We start from the raw sequence: 13077 nt of genomic DNA on the forward strand, positions 1-13077 counted from the left end.
CCAGGACAGCAGCGCGCGAAAGGAAACTGACCAGCAGTGGTCGACGACAACCGTCCCGACGGCGAGCAGCCGGACCCCTCCGAGACCATCCCCGCCCCCGACACCTTTGTGGGCGGCGCCCTGCGGATCGAGCCGGTCGAGCTCGAGACGGAGATGCAGCGCTCCTACCTCGACTACGCGATGAGCGTCATCGTGAGCCGGGCGCTGCCGGAGGTCCGCGACGGCCTCAAGCCCGTGCACCGCCGGGTGCTCTACGCCATGTACGACGGCGGGTACCGGCCCGAGAAGGGCTACTACAAGTGCGCCCGCGTCGTCGGCGACGTCATGGGCAACTACCACCCGCACGGCGATGCCTCCATCTACGACACCCTGGTGCGCCTCGCCCAGTCGTGGTCGATGCGGATGCCGCTGGTGGACGGCAACGGCAACTTCGGCTCCCCGGGCAACGACCCGGCCGCCGCCATGCGGTACACCGAGTGCCGGATGGCGCCGCTGGCGATGGAGATGATGCGCGACATCGACGAGGACACCGTCGATTTCGCCGCCAACTACGACGGCCGCTCGCAGGAGCCGACCGCCCTGCCGTCGCGCATCCCCAACCTGCTGGTCAACGGCGCCACCGGGATCGCGGTGGGCATGGCCACCAACATCCCGCCGCACAATCTGCGCGAGGTCGCCTCCGGCGTCCAGTGGTACCTGGACAACCCGGAGGCATCGAACGAGGAACTGCTGGAGGCCCTGATCCAGCGGATCAAGGCCCCCGACTTCCCCACCGGCGCGCTGATCGTCGGCCGCCGGGGCATCGAGGATGCGTACCGCACCGGCCGAGGCTCCATCACCATGCGGGCGGTGGTCGAGGTCGAGGAGATCCAGGGCCGCCAGTGCCTGGTGATCACCGAGCTGCCGTACCAGGTGAACCCGGACAACCTGGCGCTGAAGATCGCCGACCTGGTCAAGGACGGCAGGGTCGCCGGCATCGCCGACGTCCGCGACGAGTCCTCCTCGCGCACCGGCCAGCGGCTGGTCATCGTCCTCAAGCGGGACGCGGTCGCCAAGGTCGTGCTCAACAACCTCTACAAGCACACCGACCTCCAGACCAACTTCGGCGCCAATATGCTGGCGCTGGTCGACGGTGTGCCGAGGACCTTGTCGCTGGACGGCTTCATCCGGCACTGGGTCAACCACCAGATCGACGTCATCGTGCGCCGTACCCGCTTCCGGCTGCGCAAGGCCGAGGAGCGGGCGCACATCCTGCGCGGCCTGCTGAAGGCGCTCAACGCGATCGACGAGGTCATCGCCACCATCCGCCGCTCGCACACGGTGGAGGAGTCCCGCAGCGGCCTGATGCGGCTGCTGGAGATCGACGAGATCCAGGCCAACGCGATCCTGGAGATGCAGCTGCGCCGTCTCGCCGCGCTGGAGCACCAGCGGATCACGGACGAGTACAACGAGCTGATGGCCAAGATCGAGGAGTACAACCGGATCCTGGCCTCGCCGACCCGGCAGCGCGGCATCGTCTCCGAGGAACTGGCCGCGATCGTCGAGAAGTACGGCGACGACCGCCGCAGCCAGCTGATCCCGTTCGACGGCGACATGTCCATCGAGGACCTGATCGCCGAAGAGGACATCGTCGTCACCATCACCCGTGGCGGCTATGTCAAGCGCACCCGCACCGACCTCTACCGCTCGCAGAAGCGCGGCGGCAAGGGGGTGCGCGGCGCCCAGCTGAAGCAGGACGACATCGTCGACCACTTCTTTGTGACGACGACCCACAACTGGATCCTCTTCTTCACCAACAAGGGCCGGGTCTACCGGGCCAAGGGCTATGAGCTGCCGGACGCCGGCCGCGACGCCCGGGGTCAGCATGTGGCCAATGTGCTGGCCTTCCAGCCGGACGAGCAGATCGCCCAGGTGATGGCGGTCCGCACCTACGAGGACGCCCCGTACCTGGTGCTCGCCACCCGTGAGGGCCTGGTGAAGAAGTCCCCGCTGAAGGACTACGACTCACCCCGGTCCGGCGGTCTGATCGCGATCAACCTCCGCACCGACGAGGAGGGCCGCGACGACGAGCTGATCGGCGCCGAGCTGGTGTCGGCCGACGACGACCTGCTGCTGGTCAGCAAGAAGGCGCAGGCCATCCGGTTCACCGCGACGGACGAGGCGCTGCGGCCGATGAGCCGGGCCACCTCGGGCGTCAAGGGCATGTCCTTCCGCGAGAGCGACGAGCTCCTGTCGCTGAACGTGGTCCGCCCGGGTACCTTCGTGTTCACGGCCACGGACGGCGGGTACGCCAAGCGGACCCCGGTGGACGAGTACCGCGTCCAGGGCCGTGGCGGTCTGGGCATCAAGGCTGCCAAGATCGTCGAGGACCGGGGCTCGCTGGTCGGCGCCCTGGTGGTCGAGGAGACGGACGAGATCATGGCCATCACGCTCTCCGGTGGCGTGATCCGCACTCGAGTTTCGGGCGTTCGTGAAACCGGACGTGACACGATGGGCGTCCAACTGATCAACCTCGGAAAGCGCGACGCGGTGGTGGGCATCGCCCGCAACGCGGAGGCCGAGGAGGAGGACCAGGACGAGACCGGCGACGGCATCCCTTCCGACGACGGCACCGAGCCGGTCGGCGGGGGCACCGGAGCCGGAGCAGTCGGCAATGAGGGAGCCAGCGGAGACGAGACGACGGCGGACGGCACCACCGACCAGTCCTGAGCCTCGCTTCCCAGCCGACACGGCCGGACGGGCGTTCGCGGCATCGCCGCGTACACCGTCCGGCCGGTCGGCTGACCGCCGGGCAGTGCGCCCGGCGTGGAACCATTTGGACTGACCAGGACGGAGACAGCCGGCCTGGAGGGGAACTGCGGGAGGACCAGGGTGAGTGGAGCCACGGGCGCTGCGGGCGGCGGAGCCGCCGGGGGCCGGCAGGGGTCCGCGCAGGCCAGAAGTCAGGGCGGACACCAGGCGGCCCCCGGCCCGGGTCATCGGGGCCCGGCCGAGCAGCCTGCCGCCTCGACCTCGCTGATGCCTCCGATGGCTGACGCCGGACCGGGTGGCCCTGCCGCCGCCCAGGGGCAGGGCGGCGGGTCCGGCTACGGCTACCCGCAGGCCCCGCAGACGCCGCCGGCGCCTGCGGGCGGTGCGGGCCCGGCGCAGCCCGGCGCCGCGGCCGCCGGCTACTCGCAGCCCACGACATACACCAAGGGCCAGCCCACCCCCGCCCGGGGAACCCGCACCGGCGGCACCACCGCCCGCCGCCCGGGAGGCAGCCCCGCCGCCGCAGGCGCGGCGGCCCGCACCCGCAAGGCGCGACTGCGGGTGACCAAGGTGGACCCCTGGTCGGTGATGAAGGTGAGCTTCCTGCTCTCCATCGCCCTCGGGGTGGTCACCATCGTGGCCGCCTGCGTGCTGTGGATGGTGCTCGACGGGATCGGGGTCTTCGACTCGGTCGGCGGCACCCTCAAGGACGTCACCGGCTCCGACACCAGTCAGGGCTTCGACCTCCAGTCCTACCTGAGCTTCGGTAAGACCTTCCTGTTCAGCACGATCATCGCGGTGATCGACATCGTGCTGCTGACCGCACTCGCCACCCTGGGCGCCTTCATCTACAACACCGCCGCCGGTTTCTCCGGCGGCATCGAGGTGACCCTCGCCGAGGAGGAGTGACCTCTCCTCATCGCCTGCGGGCCCGGACCGGCACCCTCCGGTCCGGGCCCGCTGCGTGCTGCCGTCTGAGCTGCGCTTTGCACGATCGGCGGCCGGGCGGCACGCCCGGATACGGATTTGGGCGTTCGGCCTCGATCCGCTAATCTTTCAGTGCAGCGCGGGGCTATAGCTCAGACGGTTAGAGCGCTTCCCTGATAAGGAAGAGGCCACAGGTTCAAGTCCTGTTAGCCCCACCCGCAAGGCCCAGGGCCGGATACCGCAAGGTGTCCGGCCCTGAGTCGTTTTCAGCGCAGGGGTTCTTTTCCGTGCAGGACAGGGTCGGCCGCTCCGGGCCTCGTGGCGTCAGGGTGGTGTCCGGGGTGGGGGGTTGGCGGTCGGAGGCCGGTAGGGCACAAGTGTGTATCATCGGCCGCACGGCGGTTGCCACCATGGCCGCCTGTTCGCACTCGCACACGCGGACCCCGCTGGGCCGGCCGCATCCATGGACGGCCGGGAGAGCCCGGCGGAGCCCCCAGACGTTAAGAAGGACGAGGTCGCGCGGTGAAGAAGCTCCTCCTGATCGCCCTGGCCGCCGTCGGCGGTTACTTTGTGTACCGCCAGGTTCAGGCCGACCGCGCCGAGCAGGACCTGTGGACCGAGGCCACCGACCCGGTCCCGGCCGGTGCGGGCGCCCGCTGAGACGGAACACGCTCCAGGACTCCTCGGGGAACCCCGGCCCTGCGGCCGGGGTTTCTTCGTCGGTGTGACCGGGATCGCACGGGGCGCGTTGTTTCACGTGAAACAGCGGTCGGGCCGGGCTTCGGGGGAGGCAGGTGCGATACCTGCTCAAGATTGGCCCCGGGACCAGGTACCCTGGTGCGCGGCGGATCTTCCGGGACCGCCGAGGGGCCTTAGCTCAGTTGGTAGAGCGCCGTCTTTGCATGGCGGATGTCAGGGGTTCGACTCCCCTAGGCTCCACAGTTCCACAGCTTCCACCCGAGCCCCGGTCTGCCCGCGCAGGCCGGGGCTCGGCCGTACCCGAAGGGTTCCGGATGGCCGGGCTGGTCGTACTGCTCCTTGTCGCGGTGGTCGTGCTCGGCGCCGCGCACTGGTACCTCTGGCGCCGCCTGGTACGCGATGTGACCGGCTCGCGGCGGCTGCGGCGGGTCGGTGCGGCGGTGGCCGTGGTGCTGGCGCTGCTGGTACCGGTCACGCTGGTCGGTACCCGGCAGCTCGGCCCGGTGCACTCCGGGTGGCTGGCCTGGCCGGGCTTCCTCTGGATGGCGCTGCTCTTCTATCTGTTCCTGGCACTGGCGGTGCTGGAGCTGCCGCGCCTGGCCGCGCTGCGGATCGCGGGGCGTACGACCCGGGCGACCCGGGCGACCTGGGTGGATGCGGCGGTGCCGGTGGGCGGCGGCATAGCCCAGGCTGAGAGTCCCGCCGAGGGCCAGCCGGAGTCGCCGCCGGTCGGCCGCCGTCTGGTGATCGCCCGGGGGGCCGCGCTCGCCGCGACCGCCGCCGCTGCGGGGACGGTCGGCTACGGGCTGTACCGGGGTCTCGGCGCACCGGAGGTGAAGACCGTCCAGGTCGGGCTGAAGCGGCTGGACCCGAGGCTGGCTGGCTTCCGGATCACCATGGCCAGCGACATCCACCTCGGCCCGATCCTCGGCCGCGCCCACACCGAGCGGATCGTCCGCCTGATCAACGCCACCTCGCCGGACCTGGTGGCCGTGGTCGGCGACCTGGCGGACGGCAGCGCCGCCGAGCTGGGTCCGGCGGCCGAGCCGCTGGCCCGACTGGTCTCCCGGCACGGGACCTTCTTCGTCACCGGCAACCACGACTACTTCTCCGGGGCGGACGCCTGGATCGAGGAGCTGGCCGACTTCGGGGTGCGTACCCTGCGCAACCAGCACCTGGAGATCGCCCATGGGGCGGCCGCCTTCGACCTGGCCGGGGTCAACGACGTCACCGGCTCCTCGTACCACGACGGGCCGGACTTCACCGCCGCGCTGCGCGACCGGGACCCGGACCGCGCCGTGGTGCTGCTGGCCCACCAGCCGGTGCAGGTGCACGACGCCGTCGCCCATGGCGTGGACCTCCAGCTGTCGGGGCACACCCACGGCGGCCAGCTGGCGCCGTTCAACTACGCGGTGCGGCTCCAGCAGCCCGTGGTGGCGGGCCTGGCCCGCTTTGCGGGCAGCGGCGGCAGCCCGGACACCCAGCTCTATGTCTCACGCGGTGCGGGCGCCTGGGGGCCGCCGGTCCGGGTGGGTGCCCCGCCGGACATCACGGTGATCGAACTCCATCCGGCCTGAACGGCGCACGGCTGCCGCGCAGCCGGGTAGCAGTCCCGGTATGGACGACCGACCGCAGCCGCCGCGCTGCCTGGTCACCGGCGCCACCGGATACATCGGCGGCCGTCTGGTGCCCGAACTGCTCTCCGCCGGACATCCGGTGCGCTGCCTGGCCCGTACCCCCTCGAAGCTGCGCGACCAGCCCTGGTCCGGGCAGGTGGAGGCGGTACGGGGCGACGTCACCGACCCGAAGTCGCTGCGCGGCGCCCTGGACGGTGTGGATGTCGCCTACTACCTGGTGCACGCCCTGGGTACCGGCCGCTCCTTCGAGGAGACCGACCGCCGGGCGGCCGGTGCCTTTGCCGAGGCGGCCCGCGCCGCCGGGGTGCGGAGGATCGTCTACCTGGGCGGGCTGACCCCCGTCGGCGTCCCCGAGCAGCGGCTCTCCCCGCATCTGCGCTCCAGGACCGAGGTCGGCCGGATCCTGCTGGACTCCGGGGTGCCCACGGCGGTACTGCGCGCCGCGGTGATCCTGGGATCCGGGTCCGCCTCCTTCGAGATGCTGCGCTATCTCACCGAGCGGCTGCCCGTGATGGTCACCCCCAGCTGGGTGTCCACCCGCATCCAGCCGGTGGCGGTCCGCGATGTGCTGCGCCTGCTGGTGGCCGCCGCCGCACTGCCGCCGGAGGTCAACCGCACCTTCGACATCGGCGGCCCCGAGGTGCTGACGTACCGGGAGATGATGTCCCGGTACGCGGCCGTCGCCCGGCTGCCGCGGCGGCTGATCCTGCCGGTGCCGGTGCTGACCCCGAGACTGTCCAGCCACTGGGTCGGACTGGTCACTCCGGTGCCGAACTCCATCGCCCGCCCGCTGGTGGAGTCGCTGCGCCACGAGGTGGTCTGCACCGAGCACGACATCGCCCGGTATGTGCCCGATCCGCCGGGCGGCCTGGTCGGCTTCGACCAAGCGGTGGAGCTGGCCCTGAAGCGGGTCCGGGAGGCGGATGTGGCCACCCGCTGGTCATCGGCCTCGGTGCCCGGTGCCCCCAGCGACCCGCTGCCCACCGACCCGGACTGGGCGGGCGGCAGCCTCTACCGGGACGAGCGCGAGCTGGCGGTCGACGCCCCGCCGGAGGCGCTGTGGAGGGTCATCGAGGGGATCGGCGGGGAGAACGGCTGGTACTCCTTCCCGCTCGCCTGGGCGGTACGGGGCCTGCTGGACCGGCTGGTCGGCGGGGTGGGACTGCGCCGTGGGCGGCGTGATCCGCACCGGTTGCGGGTCGGCGACTCACTGGACTTCTGGCGGGTGGAGGAGGTGCGGCCGGGCCGGCTGCTGCGGCTGCGGGCGGAGATGCGGCTGCCGGGCCTGGCCTGGCTGGAACTGGCCGTCGAGCCGGATGGCCGGGGCGGTGCCCGCTACCGGCAGCGGGCGCTGTTCCACCCGCACGGCCTCGCCGGGCACGCCTACTGGTGGAGTGTGGCGCCGTTCCACACGGTGGTCTTCGGCGGCATGGCCCGCAGGATCGCCCGGCGGGCCGCAGCAGAGCCGGAGCCGGAGCGCGGAGTGCCCGCCTGAGTGGGCGGCGGCCAGCGGTCCCGAGCGGCCCGGAGGACGGCGTACAGGGCGGTGGGGGGAGCCGACCTGTGCGGCCGACTCCCCCCACCGCCCTGCGTCCCGCCGTCCGGCCCGGGCGGCGCTCGGTCAAGGCTTCTTCTTGCCCTTCCCGTCGTGCTTGGTCTCGTCCTGACCGGCCTCGGTCTCGGAGGCGGGCGGCCCCGAGCCGTCGACGGTGTTGCCCTGGGTGGCGGCCTCGGCGGCCACGATGCCGGTCGCGGAGACCGAGCGGACCTGGTCGGAGGCCCAGCCGGGCTCCTCCAGGGGCGGTTCGACCAGCCACTCCGGGCTGCTCTGCCCACGCCACCACTTCCAGGCCGCCGCACCGCCGCCCACCAGCACGCCGACCACCAGCAGCCGCCGTGCCACCCGGCCGCACCGCTCACGCCGGGCCTTCCTGCGGACCAGCTTCTCGATGTCGGCGGCCGTCACCTGGCCGCGCAGCGCGGCCAGCGCGGCGGCGCCCCGGGACTGGGCCTCCTGGGTGACCGGCACGGCCGCGTTCCTGGCCTCCTCGACCAGGGTGGCGACGGCGGGGGCGGTGGTCGCCCGGGCCTGCCGACCGGCGGCGAGGGCGGCGTCCCGGGCGTTCAGTGCCGTCTCCCGGGTCAGCTGGGCAGCCCAGGCGGCGGCCTCCTCGATCTGCGGCGGCACGCCGGCCCTGGCCTGTCCGACGCGCGGCGCCAGATGCTGCGCATAGGTGCTGCGGGCCGCGCAGCGGGCCTGGGCGGCGGCCTGGGCCGCGGCCGCCTCCACCTTGGGCGCCAGCGCCTCGACCCGGGGCGCCAGCCTCCGGCGGGCCTCCTCCGCGTACTGCGCAGCGGTGCCCTTGGCCGTGGCCGCGTACGGCGCCAGGGTGTCCCGGGTCTTTCCGGCAGCATCACGCGCTGCGTCCAAGCGGGTCACGAGATCCTCCTCCTCGGTGGCATTCGGTAATCGCCTCTCCACCTCGTCAGAGATCATGCCTGCCGGGACATCCACCGGCATGCCGGAATAGGCCGTATGCGGCGGCCTCCGGACCGGGTGTGGCAGGCTGTTCCGGCCGGTGCGAGGTGCTTGCCGCTCCCTCCTCTTCCGGGACGTGCGAGGATTCTTCTGTCAGTGACGTACGTAGGAAGGCACATCGTGGCCGAGGAACTGTTCGCCACCCTGAAGACCAACCGCGGCGACATCGTGATCAAGCTCTTTCCGAACCACGCCCCCAAGACGGTGGCGAACTTCGTCGAGCTGGCCGAAGGCAGCCGCAAGTGGACCGACCCGCGCAACGGGCAGGAGACCACGGAGCCGCTGTACAACGGCACGGTGTTCCACCGCGTCATCTCGGGCTTCATGATCCAGGGCGGTGACCCGCTGGGCACCGGCACCGGCGGCCCTGGCTACAGCTTTGCCGACGAGTTCCACCCGGAGCTCTCGTTCGACCGCCCGTACCTGCTCGCGATGGCCAACGCCGGGCCGGGCACCAACGGGTCGCAGTTCTTTGTGACGGTCGCGCCGACCGCATGGCTGACCCGCAAGCACACCATCTTCGGCGAGGTCGCCGATGAGGCCAGCAAGCGGGTGGTGGACGCCGTCGCCACCGTGCCGACCCGTCCGGGCGACCGCCCGCTGGACGACGTGGTGATCGAGTCCGTGGAGATCACCCGCCGCTGAGCGGCGCCGATCGCACGGTGCCGGTCGCATGGCATCACACCCGGTCCCCGGCGGTGCGCTGGCACCGCCGGGGCCGGGTGCCCTCCGGCGTCCCGTACGCCGGGAAACCGCCGGACCACCCGTTACGGAACGCGGCACCACTGAGGAGGTAGCCCCGATGCTTCCCGACGAAGGCCGTCGTCCCGACGCGCGGCCCCAGGGATCACCGCCGCCACGACCCACGGTGCCGCCCCCACCGGCCGTGCCCCCGCAGGCGGCGGCCGTGCCGCCGCAGCCCGCCGCCGCCCCGCAGGTGCCGGGGCTGCCCCGGTGCTACCGCCACCCGGACCATGAGACCGGCATCGGCTGCACCCGCTGCGGGCGGCCGATCTGCCCGCTCTGCATGGTCAGCGCCTCGGTGGGGTTCCAGTGCCCGGAGTGCGTGCGCGGCGGCCACCAGGGCGTACGGGAGGCCCGGACCCGGTTCGGCGGCCGTCCCGTCGACGACCCGGCGCTGGTCACCAGGATCCTGATCGGCCTCAATGTGGCGGTCTTCGCCCTGGTGCACCTGGTCGGCTTCTCGCTTGTCGTCCGACTGGGGCTGGTGGGCAGGGGCTGGGACCAGGGGCAGGAGATCGGTGTCGCGGCCGGGCCGGGCCAGTGGTACCGGCTGCTCACCGCGGTCTTCCTGCACTGGGACTGGTGGCACATCGGGCTCAATATGCTCTCGCTGTGGTGGATCGGACCGCAGCTGGAGCAGGTGCTGGGGCGGCTGCGCTATACGGCGCTCTACCTGGTGTCGGGGCTGGTCGGCAGCGCCCTGTCCTTCATGGTGGCCGGGGCGGGCGGCTTCTCGCTGGGCGCCTCGGGGGCGATCTTCGGACTGCTCGGCGCCACGGTGGTGCTGCACCGGGTGAACGGCTATCCGCTGGGCCCGATCGTGGCCCTGGTGGGCTTCAACCTGATCCTGACCTTCTCCATGACCGGCATCGACTGGCGGGCCCATGTGGGAGGTCTGGTCGCCGGCGGCCTGACGGCGCTGGGGATGGTGCGGGCGCCCGCGTCCCGGCGGGGCCTGGTGCAGAGCGTGTCGGTGGGCGCCATGGTGCTGGTGGCCCTGGGCCTGGTGGTGCTGGGGACAGCCGCGATCAACGGCTGACCGCACCCCCGGATCCCCAGCGATCCCCAGTGTTATCCACAGCAGTCGCTCTACCCGCGTCCACCTGCGTGTTCATCGTCAATCGGCCGTACGGGGGGGTGTATGGACTGTCAAGTTATCCACAGACAGTCTGAACTTTTCCCCCGCTGTGGATAACTGTGTGGACAAGCTGAATGTAGGACCGCGCCGAGAGACGCGGAACGGCAGCCGCAGACGCGACCGCCGTGTCAGCGCAAGCGATGGGGAAGCAGTCTACTTCCACTGCGTGGAGACGCCGAAACCCCCGGCGATGAAGCCGAAGCCCACCAGGATGTTCCAGTTCCCCCAGGACTTCACCGGCCAGTCGGCGCTCGTCACGTAGTAGACGACGATCCAGGCCAGCCCCACCAGGAACAGTGCCAGCATCAGCGGGGCGACCCAGTGGTGCCCCGAATCCAGCTTGACCGTCGCGGCGCCGGACGGCGGCGGGGTGTAGTCGGACTTCTTGCGGAGACGAGACTTCGGCACGAGGGACTCTCCTGTCGATGCGCTGCATGACCGCGCAGGATGCTGACGGCGACCGGGGCTGCGTCATGCTCTCCTGTGCACTCCGCACATGCCACCGGCGTCAGTTAGCGTAGTGGCTCGCCGGGTCGGAAGGAGATAAGGGTACGGTGCCAGAATCCGCGAATCCCCGTTCTCCGGCCCCTCGCCGCCCTCCGGCCGCCCGAATTGTCGGCCGTGTCCTGACCTGCGCGGTCTTCGCGCTCGCCGGACTGCTCTTCTGCGTCAGCGCCCTCACCGCCCGTGGCACCAACCTCCGCACCGACGACTCCCTGCTGCGGCTGACCGATGTCATAAGGGAGAAGAGCGAGCAGAACCAGCAGACCCAGCACCAGGTCTCCGGGCTCCAGCAGCGGGTCGACGCCCTCGCCGAGCAGCAAGGCCAGAACCCGGACGACATCAGGCGCCTGGACGCCCTTGAGAAGACCGCCGGCCTGGACCCGCTCAAGGGCACCGGCCTCACCGTCACCCTCAACGACGCCCCGCCCGGCGCCACCGCCCGCATCCCCGGGGTCCCCGACCCGGGCCCCAACGACCTGGTCATCCACCAGCAGGACATCCAGGCCGTGGTCAACGCCCTGTGGCGGGGCGGCGCCAAGGGCGTGCAGGTGATGGACCAGCGGCTGATCGCCACCAGCGCGGTGCGCTGCGTGGGCAACACCCTCATCCTCCAGGGCCGGGTCTACTCCCCGCCCTATGTGGTGCGCGCGGTCGGCGACACCAGTACGATGCGGGCCGCCGTCGGCGCCGACCCGTACATCAGCAACTACCTCCAGTACGTCAACGCCTACGGCCTGGGCTGGAAGGTCGACCAGAGCCGGTCGATGACCCTCCCCGGCTACAACGGAACCGTCGATCTCCGGTACGCCCGGGCGACGCCATAGTCGCGCTCCGGCCCCGGGGTGCCCCGCCTGCCCGTAGGCTTGGCCCGCAGGGACGGGAAGGAGCGGAATGTACGGCTGGATCTGGCGGCAACTGCCGGGCAACGTCCTGGTGAAGTCGATCGTCTCGCTGCTGCTGGTGCTGGGGATCGTCTACCTTCTCTTCCAGTACGTCTTCCCCTGGGCCGAACCGCTGCTCCCCTTCGGCGAGGTCACCGTGAACGACGGCGGCCCCGCGGCCGTACAACCCAGCGACAGCCCCAGCCCCGCCCCCCGCAGCAGCGAGACAGCCCTTAACGGCGCGGCAGCGCCCTCCGCCGTGGTCGGAACCCTCTCCCACCGCGTCCTGAACCCCGGAGCACCGCAGGCATGACCGCACGGATCCTGGTCGTCGACAACTACGACAGCTTCGTCTTCAACCTGGTGCAGTACCTCTACCAGCTCGGCGCCACCTGCGAGGTGGTCCGCAACGACGAGGTGACCGTCGACCACGCCGTACCGCGCGACGGCGACAGCGGCTTCGACGGGGTCCTGCTCTCCCCCGGGCCGGGCACCCCCGAGGAGGCCGGGGTCTGCATCGCGATGGTGCACCACTGCGCCGCCGTCGGACTGCCCGTCTTCGGCGTCTGCCTCGGCCTGCAGTCGATCGCGGTCGCCTACGGCGCGGTGGTCGGCCGCGCCCCCGAGCTGCTGCACGGCAAGACGTCCCAGGTGCTGCACGAGGGCGCCGGTGTCTTCGCCGGCCTCCCCTCGCCGTTCACCGCCACCCGCTACCACTCGCTCGCCGTCGAGCAGCAGACCGTGCCGGCCGTGCTGGAGGCCACCTCCTGGACCGAGAGCGGCGTCGTCATGGGTCTGCGGCACCGCGACGCGGCCGTGGAGGGCGTGCAGTTCCACCCCGAGTCGGTCCTGACCGAGCACGGCCACCGCATGCTGGCCAACTGGCTGGCGCAGTGCGGGGACGCGGGCGCTGTCGACCGCTCAGCCGGGCTGGCGCCGGTGATCGGCCGAGGCTGACCGACGTGACCGCCGTCCGGCCGGAGAGCCGGAGTGCTCACCAGGAGCCCGAGGAGGCGCCGCCCCAGGGCGGCCCACGCTCCGACGAGACCATCACGCTGCGCGCCGACGAGACCATCCGGCTACGTGCCGACGAGACCATCCGGCTGCGCGCCGTCGCCACACCCCCCGGGGACTTCGCGCCGGGCGGTGACGACACCGTCCAGTTGCGGCTCCCGCCCGCCCCGCCGCCGGAGCCACCCGGCGGGGGCCGCGCCGAACGCCGCAGGGCGGCCCGTGAGCAGGCTCGCGGCCGGGGAG

Annotated in this window: 12 protein-coding genes and 2 tRNA genes; 12 read left to right on the forward strand and 2 right to left on the reverse strand. The window is 71.7% G+C overall.

Annotation, left to right across the window (positions count from 1 at the left end; genetic code table 11):
- Positions 1–36: 36 nt before the first annotated feature.
- The 7 genes from gyrA to C7M71_RS15555 all read left to right on the forward strand — a co-directional run bounded on the left by gyrA (position 37) and on the right by C7M71_RS15555 (position 7509).
- Positions 37–2709, forward strand: coding sequence for a DNA gyrase subunit A (gene gyrA / locus C7M71_RS15530; RefSeq protein WP_111491879.1), 2673 nt, complete (start codon positions 37–39; stop codon positions 2707–2709).
- Between the two features lie 318 nt (positions 2710–3027).
- Positions 3028–3660, forward strand: coding sequence for a DUF3566 domain-containing protein (locus tag C7M71_RS15535; protein ID WP_407675906.1), 633 nt, complete (start codon positions 3028–3030; stop codon positions 3658–3660).
- A 159-nt stretch (positions 3661–3819) separates the two neighbouring features.
- A tRNA-Ile gene (locus C7M71_RS15540) sits at positions 3820–3893 on the forward strand.
- A gap of 307 nt (positions 3894–4200) precedes the next feature.
- A complete protein-coding gene (locus C7M71_RS31060; protein WP_175607691.1) occupies positions 4201–4338 on the forward strand; it encodes a DLW-39 family protein in 138 nt (45 codons plus the stop codon).
- A 206-nt stretch (positions 4339–4544) separates the two neighbouring features.
- Positions 4545–4617 (forward strand) — tRNA-Ala (locus C7M71_RS15545).
- A 74-nt stretch (positions 4618–4691) separates the two neighbouring features.
- On the forward strand, positions 4692–5954 hold the full coding sequence (locus C7M71_RS15550; RefSeq protein ID WP_162824262.1) for a metallophosphoesterase: 1263 nt from the start codon (positions 4692–4694) through the stop codon (positions 5952–5954).
- A gap of 40 nt (positions 5955–5994) precedes the next feature.
- Positions 5995–7509 carry an SDR family oxidoreductase gene (locus C7M71_RS15555; RefSeq protein ID WP_111493060.1) on the forward strand — a complete coding sequence of 505 codons (1515 nt, stop codon included), beginning with the start codon at positions 5995–5997 and terminating at the stop codon, positions 7507–7509.
- 126 nt (positions 7510–7635) lie between these two features.
- Here the strand turns inward: C7M71_RS15555 and C7M71_RS15560 are convergent, their stop codons facing one another.
- Positions 7636–8454: a DUF5324 family protein gene (locus C7M71_RS15560; protein ID WP_162824263.1), complete on the reverse strand. Its 819-nt coding sequence runs from the start codon at positions 8452–8454 to the stop codon at positions 7636–7638.
- 219 nt (positions 8455–8673) lie between these two features.
- On the opposite strand from C7M71_RS15560, the gene C7M71_RS15570 reads away from it, so the two are divergent.
- Together C7M71_RS15570 and C7M71_RS15575 are read left to right on the forward strand one after the other, a co-directional pair.
- Positions 8674–9198, forward strand: coding sequence for a peptidylprolyl isomerase (locus tag C7M71_RS15570; protein WP_111493062.1), 525 nt, complete (start codon positions 8674–8676; stop codon positions 9196–9198).
- 157 nt (positions 9199–9355) lie between these two features.
- Positions 9356–10336: a rhomboid family intramembrane serine protease gene (locus C7M71_RS15575; protein ID WP_111493063.1), complete on the forward strand. Its 981-nt coding sequence runs from the start codon at positions 9356–9358 to the stop codon at positions 10334–10336.
- 252 nt (positions 10337–10588) lie between these two features.
- Here the strand turns inward: C7M71_RS15575 and crgA are convergent, their stop codons facing one another.
- Entirely contained in the window at positions 10589–10843 is a 255-nt protein-coding gene (crgA, locus tag C7M71_RS15580; RefSeq protein ID WP_111493064.1) for a cell division protein CrgA, read from the reverse strand.
- Positions 10844–10989: 146 nt separating this feature from the next.
- Between crgA and C7M71_RS15585 the strand changes: the two genes are divergently transcribed.
- The 3 genes from C7M71_RS15585 (at position 10990) to C7M71_RS15595 (ending at position 12777) form a co-directional block, all read left to right on the forward strand.
- Complete coding sequence (locus C7M71_RS15585) at positions 10990–11763, forward strand: DUF881 domain-containing protein (RefSeq protein WP_111493065.1); 774 nt, start codon at positions 10990–10992, stop codon at positions 11761–11763.
- A 67-nt stretch (positions 11764–11830) separates the two neighbouring features.
- Complete coding sequence (locus C7M71_RS15590; RefSeq protein ID WP_111493066.1) at positions 11831–12133, forward strand: hypothetical protein; 303 nt, start codon at positions 11831–11833, stop codon at positions 12131–12133.
- A complete protein-coding gene (locus C7M71_RS15595) occupies positions 12130–12777 on the forward strand; it encodes an aminodeoxychorismate/anthranilate synthase component II (RefSeq protein ID WP_111493067.1) in 648 nt (215 codons plus the stop codon). Before C7M71_RS15590 ends, C7M71_RS15595 begins: the two co-directional genes overlap by 4 nt.
- The last annotated feature ends 300 nt before the right edge of the window (positions 12778–13077 follow it).

The sequence above is a fragment of the Peterkaempfera bronchialis genome, assembly GCF_003258605.2.
Classification (GTDB): Bacteria; Actinomycetota; Actinomycetes; order Streptomycetales; family Streptomycetaceae; genus Peterkaempfera; species Peterkaempfera bronchialis.

Coding starts and splice junctions, on each gene's coding strand:
- C7M71_RS15590 (WP_111493066.1), top strand. CDS start 11,831: ATGTACGGCTGGATCTGGCGGCAACTGCCGGGCAACGTCCTGGTGAAG.
- C7M71_RS15595 (WP_111493067.1), top strand. CDS start 12,130: ATGACCGCACGGATCCTGGTCGTCGACAACTACGACAGCTTCGTCTTC.
- C7M71_RS15555 (WP_111493060.1), top strand. CDS start 5,995: ATGGACGACCGACCGCAGCCGCCGCGCTGCCTGGTCACCGGCGCCACC.
- C7M71_RS15550 (WP_162824262.1), top strand. CDS start 4,692: ATGGCCGGGCTGGTCGTACTGCTCCTTGTCGCGGTGGTCGTGCTCGGC.
- C7M71_RS15575 (WP_111493063.1), top strand. CDS start 9,356: ATGCTTCCCGACGAAGGCCGTCGTCCCGACGCGCGGCCCCAGGGATCA.
- C7M71_RS15535 (WP_407675906.1), top strand. CDS start 3,028: ATGGCTGACGCCGGACCGGGTGGCCCTGCCGCCGCCCAGGGGCAGGGC.